The sequence below is a fragment of the Deltaproteobacteria bacterium genome (genome assembly GCA_005879535.1).
Taxonomy (GTDB): domain Bacteria; phylum Myxococcota; class Myxococcia; order Myxococcales; family 40CM-4-68-19; genus 40CM-4-68-19.
Genome location: VBKI01000098.1, coordinates 19230 through 36988, shown reverse-complemented (window position 1 = coordinate 36988; position 17759 = coordinate 19230). Strand labels below are relative to the sequence as shown.

Genomic DNA, 17759 nt, shown 5'->3' with positions numbered 1-17759 from the left:
TCAGGCCGCGAGGAAACGGACGGGGTCGGCGAGGAACTTCTCGCGGCAGCGCGGGTTGCAGAAGAAGTAGTCGTGCCCCTGGTGCGTGGCGCGGTGCCGCGCCGTCGCCACTTCCACGGTCATTCCGCACACCGGATCGATCTCGGAGGCGGGCTGGTCCTGCGGCGCCGGCCGCGGTTGCCTTGCCCGGCGAAGCTGGACGATTTCGGCGAGGATGCTCACCGCCACCTCCTCGGGGAGGCGCGCGCCGAGGTCCAGTCCGGCGGGGTTTCGCACCTGCGACAGCGCCTCCCGCGGGACGCCGCGCTCGAGCAACGCATCGCGCATCTCCGCGAACCGGTTGCGGCTGGCGACGACGGCGACGTACTCGCAGCGGGCGGAAATGGCTGCGGCGATGCTGTCCTCGTCGTTTTCGCCCATCGTGGCGACGACAGCGAACGTGGGTCCCTGGCCTGCGCCACCGTCGAGTCCACGAGCGATTCCGTAGCCCATGACCTCTCCGAGGCGGGCAAGCGCGCGTGCACAGGGCGATTCACCGAAGATCAGAAGCTGCGGCGGCGGCAGCATCGGCTCCAGGTAGATGTCCACGCTGCCTCCGCTGTGACACGTCATCGGTAGCGCCGTCACGCCAGGACGTTCTTGCGACTTCGGATCCGGCGACAGCGAGACGAAGCGAGGCCTGCCGTCCGCCAGCGCCAGCCGCGCTTCGCGTTTCACGGTAGGCTGCGTGCAGTTGCCTCCCAGCCAGCCATGGTAGGAGCCGTCGGCCGTGATGATCGCCATGTCGCCCGGCTGCGCCGAGGTATAGGGCTCGCGCCGGACGACCATCGCCAGGACGAACGGCTCGCGCCGCCTCGAAAGGTCTGCCGCGAGCTGGAGCAGCTCGGCGCGCATCACGCCGCCTCGAGCCGCGCCCGGACGCGCTCGAGATCCTCGGGCGCATCGAGGTCGCTGAGGGCTTCCTTCGGCCAGCGAAGCTCGGCGGCTTCGGCGCGATGCCGCCGCACGACGCTCTTTCCGCACGCTTCGGCGTCGAGGGCACGCAGCTCTTCGAAGAGCGCGCGGCCATAGAGGATGGGCGGTGCGACGACGCCATCATACGTCGAGATCACGAGGGGAGGCTGCTCGCGACGGAAGGAGTCGACCAACGTCCGCACCATCGTCGCGTCGACGAGCGGCATGTCGCCGAGCAGGACCACGGCGCCCTGCACGTCCTCCGCCAGCGCGCGGACTCCCGCCCGCAACGATGTGTTCATGCCCGCCGCGTACTCCGGGTTGTGCACGGCCGTGCAAGAGAGGCCGTGCAACTCGGCTTCCACCCGCTCGCGCTCATGGCCGACGACCACGAGCACCGGATCGAGCCGTGCCGAGAGCGCGGTCTCCACGGCCCGGCGGACGAGGCTGCGGCTACCGATTCGGAGGAGCATCTTGTTGCGCCCCATCCGGGTGGACAGGCCCGCCGCGAGCACCACGCCGGCAACGCGCTCACCGGTCATGGATACCGCCCTCTCGCCCGCGCAGATGGCTTCCCGGACGCCGCGCGTTCACCGCCAGGAGCTCGGCGACGATGCTGATTGCCACCTGCTCGGGGCCATCCGCGCCGATGTCGAGACCGACGGGCCCAAACAGCTCCTGATCTTCCCAGCGGAGCGCCTGAAGGACTTGCTCCTTGCGCGTGCGCGGCCCGAGCAGACCGAGGTAGGCGAGCGGCTGCCCCGCGAGCGCCCGCAACCAGTCGCGATCGTGCGCCAGCGTATGCGTTTGCACCACGGCGAAGTTCTTGCGCGTGATGGTCAGTGGCAACCCGGAGACACCGTCGGACGGGCGCCGCAGCGCCAGCCGCAACGGGGGCGGGAACCGCTCGGCGTTCAGATACGCAGGTCGGTGGTCGACGACGGTGACCTCGAAGCCGGCATCGGCCGCGATCGCCGCGAGCGGACGCGCGTCGTCGCCCGCGCCGAAGATGAGCAGGCGCGGTGGCGGCCGGAGGACGTCGACGAACGCGGCATGGTCGCCGATCTCGAGAAGGGCGGAGCCGCCGTCGCCTTCCAGCAGCGGCCCGGCGCGTTGCGCCAGGTCGCGATCGAGCTCCGGCGCTCCCGAGCTTCCGATCAGGGAACCGCGGGCCAGCATCAGGGTCTTGCCCTCGAACGGACCGCGAACGATGGTGATCGCGGCGAACGGCATGCCGGCTGCGGCGAGCTCGCGCATCTGCTTGCCGGCTGCATCGACCCAGCCGGTGCCGATGCGCTGGAGGTACACGTCGACGGCGCCCTCGCAGCCGAGACCCAGACCCCACAGCGTCTCTTCGTCGGAGCCCGTGTCGTAATGCAGCATCCGGCTGGCACCGCCGCGCAGCACTTCGAGGGCGAGGGCGCGGACGTCGTTCTCCAGGCACCCCCCGCTGACGCCGCCCTGCATCGTTCCGTCTTCTTCGACGAGGAGCTTCGCGCCGGGACGGCGATACGCCGAGCCGGAAATCCGCACCACGGTGGCCAGCGCAGCGCTGTGACCGGCACCGATCAGCTTCGAGAGTCGATCGAGGATCGCGGTGGTTTCGACCCAGTGCTTCACCGGCACCTCCCGGGGGCGGCGGATTCTAACGGCCGGGCGCTGTCGTTTCCAACCAGGTGGGCCCTCGCGCCCGTTTGACGCCTCGCCCGCACGCGTGCTTTGACTGCCCCTTTCGCAGGGGTGCGCTCGTGGATCGCATCGCACAGCTCCTCGAGCAGCTCGATCACGAGGCTTACGTGGCCGACCAGGCCATCGCGACCTCGCTGCACCTCGCGCTGGAGCTGCGCAAGCCGCTCTTGATCGAAGGCCACGCGGGGGTGGGGAAGACGGAGATCGCGAAGGTCCTCGCCCGCGTCCTCGACACCGAGCTGATCCGCCTCCAGTGCTACGAAGGCCTCGACGCGGCGAGCGCGCTCTACGAATGGAATTACGCGCGCCAGCTTCTGCACATCCGCCTCCAGGAGCGCGACGGTCACGGGGCTCCGGAGGCGGAAGCGAAGATCTTCAGCGAGCCGTTCCTGCTCAAGCGGCCGCTGCTCCAGGCCATCGCGCACGAGGGGCGCGCGCCGGTCCTGCTGGTGGACGAGATCGACCGCAGCGACGAGGAGTTCGAGGCCTTCCTCCTCGAGGTGCTCTCCGACTTCCAGGTCACGGTCCCGGAGCTCGGGACGCTCCGCGCGCGGGAGCGCCCGCATGTCGTTCTCACCTCGAACCGCACGCGGGAGCTGTCCGACGCGCTCCGGCGGCGATGCCTCTATCTGTTCATCGATCACCCGCCGTTCGAGAAGGAGCTGTCGATCGTCCGCCGGAAGGTGCCGGGCGCCAGCGAGGACCTGGCCGCGCAGATCGTCGGGCTCGTGCAGAAGCTGCGGCGCGCGAAGCTCGCCAAAGTTCCCGGCGTCTCCGAGACCCTGGACTGGGCGCAGGCGCTGGTCATTCTGCACGCCGCGCATCTGACGCCGGAGGTCGTCGCTTCGACGCTCGGGTGCGTGGTGAAGGACGAGTCGGATCTGCGGAGGGTCAGGGCGGAGCTGGAGGCGGGCCGGCTCCCCGCGGGAGCTGCATGAGCGCCGACCTCGTGCAGCGGACCGTGGCGTTCTGCCGCGAGCTGCGCGGCCGCGGCATGACGGTGACGACCGGACATGCCATCGACGCGGTTCGCGCCCTGCGCTGCGCCGGAATGGAATCCCGGCAACGCGCATATCTCTCGCTGCGCTGCGTGCTGATGGCCCGCCCGGAGGAGGCGGACGTCTTCGACGAGGCATTCGAAGCGTTCTTTTCCGCGCCGGTGGCTTCGGCTCGCGACGGTGTGGTCCGCGTGCACAAGCGACCTCCCCCGCGCGACCCCGCCGTGCCATCGTTGAGCTCCTGGGGAGAGGAAGGCGGCGGAACGGACGGCGAGGAGCCCGAGCCCGTTCCGGCGGCGAGCGACATGCCCGCGGTCGCGCAGAAGGACTTCAGTACGTTCGGCGCTGACGAGCTCGCGGAGATCCAGCGCCTCGCCGCCGGCATCGCCCGGCGACTCGCAGCGCGGCCCAGCCGGCGTTGGGCGGCCGCGAATCGCGGTCGCCGCATCGACCTGCGCCGCACGATGCGCCGGGCCCTGATCGAGCCGATCGACTTGCGCTTCCGCCGCCGCAAGCCGCGCAAGACGCGCATCGTTGCCATCTGCGACGTCTCCGGCTCGATGGACCTGTACAGCCGCTTCCTCCTGCAGTTCCTCTACGCGCTGCAGGGGACGGTGGCGCGGGTGGAGAGCTTCGTCTTCTCCACCGTCCTGCGGCGCGTCACCGGCGTCTTGCAGCAGCCCGACTACGCGCAGGTGCTGCGCGGGCTCGCGTCTGAAGTCCACGACTGGTCGGGTGGGACGCGGATCGGCGAATGCCTTGCGGCGTTCAACCAGGACTGGGGCAAGCTGATCGACGGCCGGACCGTGGTGGTCATCCTCAGCGACGGCTGGGACACCGGGGAGCCGACGTTGCTCGGAGCGGAGATGGAGATCCTGCGCAGGCGCAGCCGGCGGTTGATCTGGCTGAATCCGCTGCTCGGGAGTGCTGACTACGAGCCGCTCACCCAAGGCATGCAGGCAGCGCTGCCGCACGTGAGCGTGTTTGCGCCCGCGCATAACCTGGCGGCACTGCGCGCTCTGGAGCGGCATCTACTCGCCTAGGAGAGAACGATGAACCAGCGGCGAATCGTGCGGGGAGAGAAGGTTGCGCCGGGCCTGGTCCTGACGCGTGATCTCGGCAGCCTGAAGAAGGGCCGCGTGCTCTCGGAAGCGGACGTGCGCGCGATCGACGCGGCGGCATGGAAGGAGCTGGACGTCCTCGAGCTGGAGGCGGGCGACGTCCACGAGGACGTCGCGGGCCGCAGGCTCGCCTCCGCCGTCGCAGGCGACGGAGTCGGCGTCGGCGAGGTCGACGGCGGGTCCTTCCCGTTGGTGGCCCGGCGGCGGGGGCTGGTCGCGATCGACGCCACGCGGCTCCGCGACGTCAATCTGGTGCCCGACCTGGCCGCGTATGCGCACCCGCAGGATTACGTCGCCGTCGAAGGCGACGTCATCGGGCGCGCGAAGGTGGTGCCCTTCGTCACCCGCGAGCAGCGCGTGCGGCAGGCGGAGGAGATCGCGTCGGGCGGCCTGGTTCGCGTGCGCCCTTTCGTGCCCGCGCGTGGCTCGTTGCTCGTCCACGAGCAGATCGCCGAGGTCGCGTTGGAGAAGGCGCGCCGCTCCTTTCACGAAAAGCTCTCCTTCTTCGGTTCCAGGCTGGAGACGGCGCGATCGGTGCCGGGAAATCCGCGGGCCCTGGCCGAGGCGCTGGCCGGCGAGCAGCGCGCCGGAGCGCAGCTCATCGTCCTCGCCGGTAGCCGGTCGATGGATCCGCAGGATCCGGTGCTCCAGGCGCTGGAGGTGGCGGGCGCGCGAATGGAGCGGCACGGAGTTCCGGCCTACCCGGGAACGCTGCTCTGGATCGCCTATCTCGGCGACGTTCCGATTCTCGGCGCGCCTTCCTGCGGGATCTTCTCCCGCGCCACTTCGCTCGACGTGGTGCTGCCGCGTGTGATGGCAGGCGACCGGATGGGGGCCGCCGAGATCGCGGCGCTCTCGGCGGGCGGAATCATCGCGCCCGAGACCTCGTACCGGCTCGCGCCGTACCGGCAAGGCGTGCCCAGGGGACAACTCGATTGAGCGCGCCGCTGTATGGCGAAGTGATCGCGGACCATGCGCGCAATCCCCGCAACCGCGGCGCCCTGGAATCGCCCGATGCCGCGCACGAAGGGGTCAATCCGCTCTGCGGCGACCGCGTGCGCATCGAGCTGCGCATCCGCGATCGGCGCTTGGCCGCGCTGCGCTTCCAGGCGGAAGCGTGCATGGTCTCGATCGCCGCGGCATCGATCCTCGGCGACCTCTTGAACGGGGTTCCGGTCGAAGCCGCGCGCAAGCTCGCCGACGCGGAGCTGCTCGCAGCGCTGCGGACGGAGCTGCGCCCTTCGCGGGTCAGCTGTGCGCTGTTGCCTCTCCAGATTCTGCGGTCGGCGCTGGAGGCCGTGGCGGATGTGGCTACTTCAGCCGGCGGATGATCGAGCTGGCATGGAAGTAGTACACGGCGTCGTCGTCGACGGCCAGCCCATACCAGGCCGCGTCGTTGCTGCTGGCGACGGCGCCGAAGCCGGTTCCGTCGCCATTGACGCGGAAGATTCCGTAGACCGGCCCGAGGCCTCCGATCCTGTTCCAATACACGACTCCAGCATTGACCTGGAGGTCTGCATAGACGGTTGACCCGTCCGACCCATTGCCGCCATCGAGCGTGCGCACTGCGCCGGTCTTCTTGTCGCGGGCGAACACCCTTCCGCTGTAGGCTTCGCGCCAGTAAACGTTCTCTGCGTCGACCCGCACGCCATAGACGGAGCAGGTCGCGGCGCAGTCCAACAGCGACTCGACCGTGCCTCCCTTGCGCGGAACGCGGCGCACGGCGCCGCTCGCGGTGGAGGTGGCGAAGTACACGTAATCCGCGTCGACGGCAACGGCGCCCGCGGGGTACTGGTCGCTGGCGATCACCGAATCCGCCCGGTTCTGCATCCGGTGCACCGAGCCGTTCGTGCCGATTCCCGGGCCGACCGTCCAATAGAGCGCGCCCACCTCGTCGAGCGCGAGCTTTTCGATCGGCCACGCCGAAGCGAGCTGTGCGACCTCCCCTCCGCCCACCGGAACCGAGTACAGGCTGTGCTGATCCGTCCAGTACAGGTAGGCGTCGTCCGCCGCCATCGCCGTGACGCTCGCGGCGACGACGCGCACGGCTTCCCCGCCCTTTTTCGGCATCGACCAGATCGCGCTGCCGTTCGTCCAGCGCGGCCAGAAAAGGCGCGTCGAGTTCAGCGCCATCACCGGATAGATGTTCGTCCCGTCGCTGGGGGCGAGCGCCATCACCTCCGACTGGAACTCCGCGGTGACCTTGGTGTCCGCGTTCACCGTCAGCTCGCAGGTGGTGGTCGTGCCGGAGCACGCGCCGCCCCAGCCCATGAACCGCGTCCGGCCTGCCGGCGACGCGGTGAGGGTGACCGTGCTTCCCCCGGCGAGAGTGACGTCACACGTCGCGGTCGATTCGCCGCAGTTCAGGCCGCCGCCGGTGACCGTTCCCGGGCCGGTGACGGAAGCGACGAGGTGCGCTTGCGACGGCGGTGGAGGGGGTGGCGGCTGCTGCGCGGTGAAGTTCGCATACACCGTGCGGTCGCTGCGCAACGTCAACGTGCAGCCTCCAGGCCCGCTGCAGCCGGCGCCCCAGCCGTCGAAGTTGAAGCCGCTCGCCGGCGCCGCGTCCAGCGAGATCGAAATCCCGTCCGCGAAGTCCGCGCTGCAGGTCGATGAGTCGCAATCGAGCCCGGCCGGCCGCGAGGTGACGCGGCCGTGGCCCTGCACGATCACGGTGAGCCGGCGCTGACCGGGGGGAGGCGGCGGCGAGCCCGCAAACGTCGCCGCCAGGTCGCGATCCGCATCCAAAGTCAAATCGCAGGCGGCGGTGCCGCTGCACGCTCCTGACCAGCCGCTGAAGCTGGAGTCGGCATCCGGCACGGCAACGAGATGGACCTGCGAGCCTTTGACATACTGCGCGCTGCAGCTGGACCGGCAGTCCGAGCCAGCGCCCCGCACCAGGCCGCTGCCGGAGGTGGTCACGCGGAGCGTCACCTGCTGCGGGTTCCGGTTTTGATCTGTCTCGTTCGAGCTGACGCCGCAGGCCGCTGCAAAGAGCGCGAGAGCGAACGCCGACATTCCGCCGCGCATGTAACCCCCGATACCGAATGAACCCTTCGCACTCGGACGGTTGGCCGCAATGGTGAACCGCCCCTCCCCAGCGTGCGGGCAGGCGCTCGAATCCTCGCCACGTACGAAATCGTGATGTCAGCGCTCGCGGGCGCGCGAGACGGCGCGGAGCACGGCGCGCTCCGTGTACACGGCCGCGAGCTGCGCCTTGTACGCAGCCGACCCGGTCAGGTCGGGGCGGAGCTCCATCCCCGCGGCTGCGCGGGCGGAGGCCGCCTTGACCGTGGCGGCATCTGCAGTCTTGCCCTGCAAGGCCTGCTCGACCGCCGTCGCGCGCGTCACCTTCGGGGCAAGGCCGGTGATGGCAATGCGCGACCACTGCACCGTGTTTCGCGCATCCAGCGACACTTCGGCCGCGACGCCGACGATCGCGAATCGCGACGCCGGGTTGGGCAGCTTCTCGTACGCTCCTGCGGTCCGCGCGGGCGGTAGCGGAATCTTGACTTGCGTCAGCAGCTCCCCGTTCTCGAGGACCGTGCTGAGCGGGCCCGTGATCAGGTCCTGCACTTTCAGGGTCCGCTCTCCCCGTGGGCCGGCGAGAACCACCGTGGCGTCCAGCGCCGTAAGCACCGCGGGCCAGTCCGCCGACGGATCCGCGTGCGCGAGGCTGCCGCCGATGGTGCCGAGATTGCGCACCTGCGGATCGCCGATCTGGCTCGCCGCCTCCGCCGCCATCGGCAGCTTCGCGCGCACCAACTCGGAGGCGGCCATCGCCGCGTGCGTGGTCAGCGCGCCGACGAGCAGCGCACCCTGCGCCTCGCGCACGCCAGTGAGGCCGTCCACCTTGCGCAGATCGACGACGTGGGCTGGCTGCGCGAGCCGCAGCTTCATCAGCGGGATGAGGCTCTGGCTGCCGGCGAGGACTTTCGCCTCGTCGCCGTAGCGGCCGAGCAGGGCGATGGCTTCCGAGAGCGTCGCGGGAGCGTGGTACTCGAACGGAGCGGAGTACATGATGTCCTCCCTCAGCGGCCCTGCAGGGCTTCCCAGATCCGGCCTGGAGTGAGCGGCATGTCGATGTGGCGGACCTCGAACGGCGCGAGCGCATCCATGACCGCATTGGAAACGGCGGCAGTGGAGGCGATGGTGCCGGTCTCGCCCGCCCCCTTGATGCCGAGCGGGTTCACGGGGCTCGGCGTCTCCGTCCGGCCCACCTGTACCGAAGGCAGGTCGTCGGCGTGCGGCAGCGCGTAGTTCATGAACGATCCGGTGATCAGCTGGCCGTTCTCGTCGTACTCCGCGTGCTCCCACAGGGCTTGCGAGACGCCCTGCGCAACGCCGCCGTGCACCATGCCGTCGACGATCATGGGGTTGATGACGCGTCCGAGATCGTCGACCGCCAGGTAGCGAAGCACCTTCACCTGCCCGGTGTCGCGCATTACTTCCACCACGCAGATGTGCGTCCCGAACGGGAACACGAAGTTGCCCGGATCGAAGAAGCTGATCGCCTCGAGGCCGGGCTCCAGGTTCTTCGGCATGTTGTGCGCGAGATAGGCCATCAGCGCGATGTCGCCGAAGGTCTTGAAGCGTCCCGGCGAGCCCTTCACCGAGAACTTGCCGCCTTCGTAGACGACGTCGGCTTCGTTCGCCTCCAGCAGGTGCGCGGCGATCTTCTTCGCCTTCTCCTTGATCTTCTGCGTGCCCATGTAGACGGCGGCCGTGCCGACGGGTCCGCTGCGGCTGCCGTACGAGCCCATCCCGAACGGTACCTGGCCGGTATCGCCGTGGACGATCTCTACGTCTTCGAGCGGCAGCTGCAGCTCGTCCGCGGCCACCTGGGCGAACGTCGTCTCGTGTCCCTGCCCGTGGCTGTGCGAGCCGGTAAAGACCGTCACCTTGCCGGTGGGATGCACGCGCACGGTAGCGCTCTCGTAGAGACCTGCCTGCGCCCCCAGCGCCCCCGCGACCTGCGAAGGGGCCAGACCACATGCCTCGACATAGGTGGAGAACCCGACGCCGAGATAGCGGCCGCGCTTGCGCGCCTGCTCCTGCTCCTTGCGGAACGCGGCGTAGTCGAAGCTCTCCAGCGCCTTGTCGAGCGCGGCCGCATAGTTCCCGCTGTCGTAGAGGACCGCGACCGGCGTCTGGTAGGGGAACTTCTCCTTGGGGATGAAGTTCTTGCGGCGGATCTCCAGCGGATCCATCCCCAGCTCGCGCGCCGACAGATCCACCATGCGCTCGAGGAGGTAGCAGGCCTCGGGCCGGCCCGCGCCGCGATAGGCGTCGACCGGCGTGGTGTGGGTGAAGACCGCAGTGACGTCGACATGGATCGCCGGCGTCTGGTAGGCGCCCGCGAGCAGCGTTCCGTAGAGATAGGTCGGGATGGCGGGGGCGAAGAGCGACAGGTACGCGCCCATGTTGGCGATGGTCTTCACCCGCAGCGCGAGGATCCGTCCATCCTCGGAGAGCGCCATCTCGGCGTCACTGTAGTGATCGCGGCCGTGCGCGTCGCTGAGGAACGCCTCGCGCCGATCGGCGGTCCACTTGACCGGACGCGAGAGCGCGCGCGATGCCCAGGTGACGACGCACTCCTCCGGATAGACGAAGATCTTCGATCCGAATCCGCCGCCCACGTCGGGCGAGATCACGCGCAGCTTGTGCTCCGGCAGCCCGAGGACGAACGCCGACATGATCAGCCGGTGCACGTGCGGGTTCTGCGTCGTCAGCCAGAGCGTCACCTCGCCAGTGCCCGGATTGACGCTGGCGAGCGCGGAGCGCGGCTCGATGGCGTTGGGGATCAGCCGGTGGTTGCGGAAGCTCTCCTTCACCACCTTCGCCGCGCCGGCAAAGGCCTTGTCGGTCGCCGCCTTGTCGCCGAGCTGCCAGCGGAAGCAGACGTTGTCGGCGGCCTCGTCGTGCACCGCCGGAGCGCCGCGTTGAACCGCTTTGGCCGGATCGGCGACGGCGGGCAGCGGCTCGTATTCGACGTCGATCAGCTCGGCGGCGTCGCGGGCGACGTAAGGCGACTCCGCGATCACCACCGCGACGGCGTCTCCCATGTAGCGGGCGCGATCGGTTGCGAGCGGGTAGTGGGCCGGGATCTTGATGTTCGGGATCAGCCAGCCAGTCGGGATCGGTTTCACCCCGCCGTCGACCAGGTCCTTGCCGGTGTACACGGCGACGACGCCCTGGAGCCGCTTCGCCGCCGACGCGTCGATGCGCGCGATGCGGGCGTGGGCGTGAGGGCTGCGAACGAACGCCGCGTACGTCGTCCCGGGGACGCGCACGTCGTCCACGAACTGCCCCTTGCCGGTGATCAGGCGCGGGTCCTCGCGGCGCTTGATGCTGGCTCCGAAGAGTCGCTCGGGCATGGGTCACCTCGCGGCGGCGGCCTGCTGCACCGCCTTGACGATGTTCGTGTATCCCGTGCAACGGCAGAGATTGCCTTCGAGGCCCGCGCGGATCTCGCTCTCGGTCGGGCTCGGGTTGCAGGCGAGCAGCTCGCAGGCCGAGAGGATCATTCCCGGCGTGCAGAACCCGCACTGCAACCCATGCTGGTCCCAGAACGCCTGCTGCACCGGATGCAGCTTGCCGTCCTGCGCCAGGCCTTCGATGGTGGTGACGGAACGCCCTTCGACCTGGACCGCGAACAGGGAACAGGACTTCACGGCCTTGCCGTCGAGGAGGACGGTGCAGGCGCCGCATTGGCTGGTGTCGCAGCCCACGTGCGTCCCGGTCAGGCCGAGGACGTCGCGCAGGAAATGGACGAGCAGCAGGCGGGGCTCGACCTCGCGGGTCTGAGCAACGCCGTTGACCTCGATGGCGATGGAGCTCACGGCGGACCCCCTTCGGGGTCGTGTGAGCGACCGTGCCCCGGAGGGCCGTGGGCGTTACCACCCGGCGGTCAGGCGGTCAACACGCGGCGCGCCAGCCCACATGTGGCTGGCGCGCCGAGAATGGATAGTCTAACTGCAATAGCTGGGCTGCCTTCGGCAGTCCCGCTACTCGACCTCGAGCGACTCCACGACCCACTTCCCGTTCTTCTCCGCCAGCTTCAGCCGCGCCTTGCCGGTGTAGTCCTGGTCGCCGACCTTGATCTGCGCCTTCTCGATGGTGACGCCCTGGACGTCGAACGCCTCGCGCCAGGTGCTCACCTTGGAGAAGCGGACCAGCATCGCGTCGCTGTGGCCGGCCTGGGCGTCGATCACCAGTTCCTTGCCGGCCCACTTCACCGGCACCTTGTCGACGGACACGGACCGCAGGTCGGCCCACGCCTTCGTGCCGGCGTCGCCCGACCGATTCGTGTGGCTGAGCGAGGTGAGGAACGTGATCGCGGAATCGACATACGGCCGCGCCGGGGCAGCCTCGGTCTTCGGCTCGGCCGGAGCCGCGGTCGCGGTGTCCGCCGCGGGCTTGGGCGCGTCGGCCTTCGGCGCCGCATCGTTCGTGGTTGACTGCGCGCGCGCGACGTTCGCGGCGAGCAGGAAGCAAAACGCCAGCTTGCTGAAAAGTCGCATCGAAATCCCTCCGGGGAAACGGTTAAACGGTAGCCTTCAGAGGGACGGTACCATCGCGCCAATCGAGCGCGCGATGTGCGCCGACGTGGGTCGCGAGTCGGCAAGAGGGCGCGCTGCACCCCGCTTTTTGTGGCGCCGCTGTAGCGCTACACATCGATCGCGCCCGAAGAGGACGGATTCGGCTGGTTCGCGCCGTTCGCCGCTGGCACCACTTCTGCGTATGCACCTTCGCGGAGGTGTCAACATGAAATGGCTCAGATGGTCGACCGTCGCGGTCAGCCTCGTCGCGCTCTGCCTCGTCATCGGAATGCTAGCGACCTTCCGCTTCGACGTGGAAGCAGCCGTCCAGAACCAGGTGGAGACCATGACCCCGCCGATCCCCTCGCTCGACGAAGCTTCGACTTCGCACCAGCCGCCGCCGCCCAGCAACGAGATCGGCGAGTTCCAGCAACTCGACTAGCTCAATTCGCGGCGGGCTCCAGGACCTCACGTCGGTACCGCATCCCGTTTCGCGGTCCTCGAGCCCGGCGCGCACCAACCTCAGGAGCCGGACTTCTTCGCCAGGGTTAGCGGCACGACCTCCGGCTCACGCGCCTCCGAAAGCGGCAACATGTGCGGTGCGTCCGGCACGACGCATCCCGCCGCACAGCAGCGGCCGGGCTGCCGGTTGCGCGTGATCTTGCGCGTCTCGTCGTCGAGGACGCCGCGCTCGAGCAGCCGCTCGACCAGCTCGACCTTGTTTCCCACGGGATAGTGGCGCCAAATCTCCTGCTTCATCGCCTCGGGCGATCCGCCGCCGTGCAGGCTGATCACCGAATACCAGCCGCCCTGGTAGGAAGCGGTGAGATCCTCGATCAGTCGCGCGACCTCGATCCGCTTCTCATACGGCACGTCGGAGCGCGCGCCGAGCACTTCCGAGAGCCTGCCGGCCGTCGCCGGGTTGTGGTCCTCGTGGGGGCCCGGCAACGTCACGATCAGCCCGCCGGAAACGTGATGGGCGAGGCGGTGCATGTCGTAGATCTGCGTCGCGAGCAACAGCTTGCCGATGTTCGCGAAGACCGGCTCGGGTACGACGTCACCGGCAGGATCCTCCTTCGCGTAGACCGAGGCGGCCACGCCGCAGGCGTAGAAGCCCTCGACGATCTTGATCAGCTCGACCATCGCCTCCCGGAGGTATGGCGTCTGGTCGAGGTCGAGGCCGTTCGCTTCCGTCATCAATGCGCCGGCGCCGATGAGCAGGTCTCCGAACCCGGCGCGCGCGCCGATGCACGTGTGCCGATGGTGCGTCGCGTAGCTGTAAGTGAGAAAGCCCGAATGCTCCCATTCGCCGGCGAGGAACACTCGCTCCCAAGGGACGAACACGCGCTCGAAGAGCGCGACGCCGGTCGACTGTCCATATCTGCCGCTGAAGGTGGCCGCGGGCTCTCCGGGTCGTCCGGCCGGGCGGGCGACCAGGGTGAGTCCCTCCGCATCGACCGGCACCGCGCAGCAGACCGCGAAGTCCGCGTCGGCCTCGGTCATGTTCCGGCACGGCATCACCAGGATCTCGTGCACGTACGGAGCGCCGGTGATGATCGCCTTCACGCCGGAGAGCACGATGCCGTCCTTGCGCCGCTCGGCGATGTGCACGTAGCTGTCCGGGTTCTCCTGCTGGTGTGGCCGCCGCGACCGATCGCCCTTGCCGTCGGTCATGGCGACGGCGAGAGCGAGATCGTCCGCCTGCGCGCGGTGCATGTACGCGAGGAACCGTGCCTTGTAATCGGTGCCTTTGTCCTCGTCGATGCGGTGCGTGGCCTGAAGGATGGCGCTGAAGGCGTCGCCGCCGAGATAGCGCATCGCGCAGCCCGTCTCCTGGCAGATGACCCGGACGGCCTCGAGCTTGTTGAGCAGGTCGGAGCTGGTGGTGGGGACGTGCAGCATCCGGTTCACGGGCTGCCCGGAGGTCTTCTGCGTCGCCGTCATCACCGGCGCGAGCACCGTGCGCAGCGCGAAGTCGTACGTCAAGCCGACGGCGTTGATGCCGGGCGCGAGCCGCGGTTCGTCAGCGACGGACTCGACGGCGTCGCCGTCGACGTACACGTGCGGCCGGTAGCGCCGGAGCGATTCGCGGTAATCGGCTGAGGACATGAACATGGCGACCTCCGAAGGCGCGGGATAGTACGCACCTGCCGCTCTTCAGCGCCACACCTCGAGCTGCACGTCGTCGTAGAGCACCTGGCCGCGGTAATAGTTGTTGTGCGGGTCGCCGAACATGAACCAGTCGGGCCAGGTCTGCCCCGCCGGCCAACGCGGGTACGCGGCGCCGAGAGAAGGCCAGCCGGTCTCGTCCAGGCATCCTGAAGCATCCTCGGCCGGCGTGCGGTTGAAATGCCAGACGCAGTTCGCCTGCGCATCGATGGATGCGCGATACGTGCGCTGCCCGCCGTAGCGGAACCGTCCGGCGATCTCCAGCGTGTACACGTTGTCGGACCGCTCGATCGACACGCGATACCACTCGCCGGGAAGGTATGCGTCGACGCCCCGGATCGCGCCGGAAGGCTGCCACGCGCCTGCGGAGTACGAGAGGAACGGCTTGCCGGTCATCTCCGTCCCCGCGCCCCGGCCGTCGAGGGCGAACATCATGATCGGGTGCTCTCCGTTCAGCGAGAATCTGCTTCCGTCGAACATCTCCATCCAGGGCGGGTAATTGTTGTCCGAGTCGACGACGACCTTCCGGTGATGGTGGATCCAGGTGTTGTTGTGCGGTCGCGGCTGCGCGTCGAGGATGGTGAGCCAGTAGAAGCCGTTCTGCGTGGTCGCGTCGTCGTTCCACCACGGTTCGGCGCGCTCGCCGCCCGCGTAGCCGTTCGAGCCGGGTCTGCCGTCGCCGAAATCCGCGAACCCGACGCGGAGCGAGATCCGGTATCTGTCCGGCAAAGGAGTCGCGGAGCGGATCACCGTCGCATCGGTATGTGCTGGCGATGTGATTCGCAGGACGCGGTTCGAGGGGTCGGCCGGGTCCGCCGTCACTTGCGCGAGGTCGTGGAAGGCGCGTGAGGCGGAGCGCGTGTACGACTCGATGCGGAGCCAGCCATCCGCCCCGAGCGGCGCCGAGGTTCGATATGCCACAGGCGGCACCACTCCCCGCGCACGGAAGAAAGCTCCGTCATCCGCAAACGGGCCGTCGTCCGGGACGGGATCGCGTTCCCACGCCGCATCCGGGATTGAGGTCTGCTGGAAATCTTCGCGAGAGGCGACAACCCAGCCGGGCTGCGTTCCTGCGTCGCCCGGCCCCCCAGAGCCGCCGCCGTCGCCCGGGGGCCCGACGTGGCCGCTGGCGCATGCGCAGCCGAGGACGACTCCGACGGACGCAGCGGCGCGAGCCGCGTGGTATAGCGCCGCCATGGCAAAGGTCGCCTTCATCGGTCTGGGAAAGATGGGACGGCCGATGGCCGCGCGCTTGCTGGAGGCGCGGCATCAGGTCCAAGCGTTCAATCGTTCACGCGGTCCCACCGACCAGCTCGCAGCCCTCGGCGCGACGCCCGCCAACTCGGCTGCCGAGGCAGCGGCCCACGCCGATTTCGTCCTGACCGCCCTGCCGACTCCGGCTTCCGTCGACGCCGTGTACGAAGAGCTCGCGTCGGTGGCCCGTCCCGGGCAGATCTTCGTGGATCATTCCACCGTCAGCCTGGAGCAGAACCGGCGCTGCGCGGCGAAACTGCGCCAGCGAGGCGCGCAGTTCCTCGACGCGCCCGTCTCCGGCGGTCCGGCGGGCGCGCAGGCGGGGACGCTGACGGTGATGGTCGGTGGCGAGAAGGAGGCGTTCGAAGCCGCGTTGCCGGTGTTCCAGGCCTTCGGCAAGAACATCCGCCTCTGCGGGCCGACCGGTGCAGGGCAGGCGGTGAAGCTCGTCAACCAGCTGCTCGTCGGCGTGCACACCGCTGCCATCGCGGAAGCAGCCGTGCTGGGCGCGAAGATGGGCGCCGATCCGAAGACCGTCCTGGAAGTGATCGGCACTTCCTTCGGCGGATCGACGATGATGACGCGCAATCTCCCGCGGTTCATCTCGCGCGACTTCAGCGAGGCGACGTCCATTCGCCTCCTGCTCAAGGATCTCGGGATCATCCACGACGAGGCCAAGGCGGCGCAGGTGCCGCTGTTGCTCGGAGCGGTCGCGGAGCAACGGTTCCTCGAGGCGGCGGCGCGCGGCATGTCGGATCAGGACATGGCCGCGCTGGTACGGCTCTGGGAAGACGCGGCCGGCGTCACGGTCGATCGGCCGGTGCGATGAGGGAGTGGCCATGCCGCGATTCGCCGCCAATCTCACCATGCTCTGGCCGGAGCTGGACGTGTACGACCGCTTTCGCGCCGCCGCGGAGGCGGGGTTCCGGCGTGTCGAGATCCTCTTCGTCCATGAGCTCGATCCTGCGCGGGTCGAGCGGGCGCTGAAGGAGCATGGTCTCGAGCTCGTGCTGTTCGATCCCGCGCCGGGCAATTGGGCGGGCGGAGAGCGCGGCCTCCTCTCCCTGCCGGGACGCGAGGAGGACTTCCTGCGGACGGTGCGCGATGCCGTGACGTCCGCGCCGCGCTTCGGAACGCGGCTGCTCAATGCGCTCGCGGGAATTCCGCCGCCAGGTGTATCGCGGGGCGACGCGGAGCGGACGGCGGTCGCCAACCTGCGCGCGGCGGTGCCGCTGGCGCAGGAGATCGGGGCGACACTGCTGGTGGAAGCGATCAACTCCGTCGACATGCCTGGCTACTTCGCCGACACGGTCGATCGCGCCGCGGCGCTGGTGGAAGCGGCGGGAACGCCGTCGGTGCGGCTTCAGCTCGACCAGTACCACGTGGGAATGGCGGGGGCGGACGCGCGCGCGGCGCTGCGGCGGTATTCATCGCTCGTCGCGCACGTGCAGGTTGCAGACGTGCCCGGACGGAATCAGCCCGGCACCGGAAAGCAGCCGATTCCTGAGCTCCTCCGTGATCTCGACGAGCTCGGCTATCGCGGCAGCGTCGGGCTCGAGTACCGCCCGCGCGGCGACATGGACGAGGCGCTGGCGTGGCTGCCTCGGGCGCAACGCGGCTAACGCAAATTCTCCAACGGATTCTCTCCCGCTGACCAGGAGGGCAGAACGCCGTCGTGCATCTGGAAGTCGGGACCGTCGTGCTCGGTGAAGATGACGTACACGGCGGCGCGCGGAACGCCGAGCGTGCGCTCCAGCTCCTCTATGGCGGCCAGCGCGAACAGGCGTTTCTGGTCGGGCGTCCGACCACGCCGGAGGTCGGCATTGAGGAACGCGATCCCCTGGGTGGGGTCCTCCGCGCGGCCGAAGGTCAGGTCCCCGCGAGCCCCACAGCGAAGGGAAACTGCGATGTGATCGCTCCCGGTATCCATCACTCGCGCGAAGTGCTCCACGATAGCGGAGGCGAAGCGGGTCTTCTGTTCCGGGCTCGGCGTGAAGCTCAGGTCGAACTGCAGATGCGGCATGGCAGCACCC

Annotated in this window: 17 protein-coding genes; 6 read left to right on the top strand and 11 right to left on the bottom strand. The window is 69.1% G+C overall.

The genetic code is table 11. The annotated features are described in order from the left end of the window. Genes E6J58_23325 through E6J58_23315 form a run of 3 tightly spaced genes read right to left on the bottom strand, consistent with a single transcriptional unit; the run spans position 1 to position 2718 of the window. The gene (locus E6J58_23325) at positions 1–894 is read right to left on the bottom strand and encodes a YHS domain-containing protein (GenBank protein TMB32298.1); all 894 of its coding nucleotides are present in this window, start codon (positions 892–894) and stop codon (positions 1–3) included. After that, on the bottom strand, positions 894–1496 hold the full coding sequence (locus tag E6J58_23320; protein ID TMB32297.1) for a nucleotidyltransferase family protein: 603 nt from the start codon (positions 1494–1496) through the stop codon (positions 894–896). Before E6J58_23320 ends, E6J58_23325 begins: the two co-directional genes overlap by 1 nt. Then, a complete protein-coding gene (locus tag E6J58_23315) occupies positions 1486–2718 on the bottom strand; it encodes an XdhC family protein (protein TMB32296.1) in 1233 nt (410 codons plus the stop codon). Before E6J58_23315 ends, E6J58_23320 begins: the two co-directional genes overlap by 11 nt. Between E6J58_23315 and E6J58_23310 the strand changes: the two genes are divergently transcribed. From E6J58_23310 to E6J58_23300, 3 genes are all read left to right on the top strand, one after another. After that, the gene (locus E6J58_23310) at positions 2703–3581 is read left to right on the top strand and encodes a MoxR family ATPase (GenBank protein ID TMB32295.1); all 879 of its coding nucleotides are present in this window, start codon (positions 2703–2705) and stop codon (positions 3579–3581) included. The genes E6J58_23315 and E6J58_23310 overlap by 16 nt on opposite strands. Next, complete coding sequence (locus E6J58_23305; GenBank protein ID TMB32294.1) at positions 3578–4684, top strand: DUF444 family protein; 1107 nt, start codon at positions 3578–3580, stop codon at positions 4682–4684. The genes E6J58_23310 and E6J58_23305 overlap by 4 nt, the downstream gene beginning before the upstream one ends. A gap of 794 nt (positions 4685–5478) precedes the next feature. Next, a complete protein-coding gene (locus tag E6J58_23300) occupies positions 5479–6093 on the top strand; it encodes an iron-sulfur cluster assembly scaffold protein (GenBank protein ID TMB32293.1) in 615 nt (204 codons plus the stop codon). Here E6J58_23300 and E6J58_23295 read toward each other — a convergent pair. From E6J58_23295 to E6J58_23275, 5 genes are all read right to left on the bottom strand, one after another. Then, positions 6074–7780: a hypothetical protein gene (locus E6J58_23295; protein ID TMB32292.1), complete on the bottom strand. Its 1707-nt coding sequence runs from the start codon at positions 7778–7780 to the stop codon at positions 6074–6076. The genes E6J58_23300 and E6J58_23295 overlap by 20 nt on opposite strands. Before the next feature lie 129 nt (positions 7781–7909). After that, the gene (locus tag E6J58_23290) at positions 7910–8782 is read right to left on the bottom strand and encodes a xanthine dehydrogenase family protein subunit M (protein TMB32291.1); all 873 of its coding nucleotides are present in this window, start codon (positions 8780–8782) and stop codon (positions 7910–7912) included. An 11-nt stretch (positions 8783–8793) separates the two neighbouring features. Beyond that, a complete protein-coding gene (locus E6J58_23285) occupies positions 8794–11139 on the bottom strand; it encodes a xanthine dehydrogenase family protein molybdopterin-binding subunit (protein TMB32290.1) in 2346 nt (781 codons plus the stop codon). Between the two features lie 3 nt (positions 11140–11142). After that, positions 11143–11604: a (2Fe-2S)-binding protein gene (locus tag E6J58_23280; GenBank protein TMB32289.1), complete on the bottom strand. Its 462-nt coding sequence runs from the start codon at positions 11602–11604 to the stop codon at positions 11143–11145. 165 nt (positions 11605–11769) lie between these two features. Next, positions 11770–12285 (bottom strand): hypothetical protein, encoded by a 516-nt coding sequence (locus E6J58_23275; protein ID TMB32288.1) that lies wholly within the window; start codon positions 12283–12285, stop codon positions 11770–11772. Between the two features lie 244 nt (positions 12286–12529). On the opposite strand from E6J58_23275, the gene E6J58_23270 reads away from it, so the two are divergent. Next, complete coding sequence (locus E6J58_23270) at positions 12530–12745, top strand: hypothetical protein (GenBank protein TMB32287.1); 216 nt, start codon at positions 12530–12532, stop codon at positions 12743–12745. 80 nt (positions 12746–12825) lie between these two features. Here the strand turns inward: E6J58_23270 and E6J58_23265 are convergent, their stop codons facing one another. Both E6J58_23265 and E6J58_23260 read right to left on the bottom strand, forming a co-directional pair. After that, positions 12826–14418, bottom strand: coding sequence for a 4-hydroxyphenylacetate 3-hydroxylase (locus tag E6J58_23265; protein ID TMB32286.1), 1593 nt, complete (start codon positions 14416–14418; stop codon positions 12826–12828). A 42-nt stretch (positions 14419–14460) separates the two neighbouring features. Beyond that, positions 14461–15222: a hypothetical protein gene (locus tag E6J58_23260; GenBank protein TMB32285.1), complete on the bottom strand. Its 762-nt coding sequence runs from the start codon at positions 15220–15222 to the stop codon at positions 14461–14463. Between the two features lie 109 nt (positions 15223–15331). On the opposite strand from E6J58_23260, the gene E6J58_23255 reads away from it, so the two are divergent. Together E6J58_23255 and E6J58_23250 are read left to right on the top strand one after the other, a co-directional pair. Then, positions 15332–16555, top strand: coding sequence for an NAD(P)-dependent oxidoreductase (locus E6J58_23255; GenBank protein TMB32284.1), 1224 nt, complete (start codon positions 15332–15334; stop codon positions 16553–16555). A gap of 10 nt (positions 16556–16565) precedes the next feature. After that, complete coding sequence (locus E6J58_23250) at positions 16566–17348, top strand: TIM barrel protein (GenBank protein ID TMB32283.1); 783 nt, start codon at positions 16566–16568, stop codon at positions 17346–17348. Here the strand turns inward: E6J58_23250 and E6J58_23245 are convergent. After that, the gene (locus E6J58_23245; GenBank protein TMB32282.1) at positions 17345–17749 is read right to left on the bottom strand and encodes a tautomerase; all 405 of its coding nucleotides are present in this window, start codon (positions 17747–17749) and stop codon (positions 17345–17347) included. The two genes, E6J58_23250 and E6J58_23245, sit on opposite strands and share 4 nt — an antisense overlap. Positions 17750–17759: the final 10 nt, after the last annotated feature.

Excerpts from the sequence above, each read along its gene's own strand:
- E6J58_23290 (TMB32291.1), bottom strand. The coding sequence starts at position 8,782 with ATGTACTCCGCTCCGTTCGAGTACCACGCTCCCGCGACGCTCTCGGAA.
- E6J58_23265 (TMB32286.1), bottom strand. The coding sequence starts at position 14,418 with ATGTTCATGTCCTCAGCCGATTACCGCGAATCGCTCCGGCGCTACCGG.
- E6J58_23250 (TMB32283.1), top strand. The coding sequence starts at position 16,566 with ATGCCGCGATTCGCCGCCAATCTCACCATGCTCTGGCCGGAGCTGGAC.
- E6J58_23245 (TMB32282.1), bottom strand. The coding sequence starts at position 17,749 with ATGCCGCATCTGCAGTTCGACCTGAGCTTCACGCCGAGCCCGGAACAG.
- E6J58_23275 (TMB32288.1), bottom strand. The coding sequence starts at position 12,285 with ATGCGACTTTTCAGCAAGCTGGCGTTTTGCTTCCTGCTCGCCGCGAAC.
- E6J58_23305 (TMB32294.1), top strand. The coding sequence starts at position 3,578 with ATGAGCGCCGACCTCGTGCAGCGGACCGTGGCGTTCTGCCGCGAGCTG.
- E6J58_23285 (TMB32290.1), bottom strand. The coding sequence starts at position 11,139 with ATGCCCGAGCGACTCTTCGGAGCCAGCATCAAGCGCCGCGAGGACCCG.
- E6J58_23320 (TMB32297.1), bottom strand. The coding sequence starts at position 1,496 with ATGACCGGTGAGCGCGTTGCCGGCGTGGTGCTCGCGGCGGGCCTGTCC.
- E6J58_23270 (TMB32287.1), top strand. The coding sequence starts at position 12,530 with ATGAAATGGCTCAGATGGTCGACCGTCGCGGTCAGCCTCGTCGCGCTC.
- E6J58_23295 (TMB32292.1), bottom strand. The coding sequence starts at position 7,780 with ATGTCGGCGTTCGCTCTCGCGCTCTTTGCAGCGGCCTGCGGCGTCAGC.
- E6J58_23325 (TMB32298.1), bottom strand. The coding sequence starts at position 894 with ATGCGCGCCGAGCTGCTCCAGCTCGCGGCAGACCTTTCGAGGCGGCGC.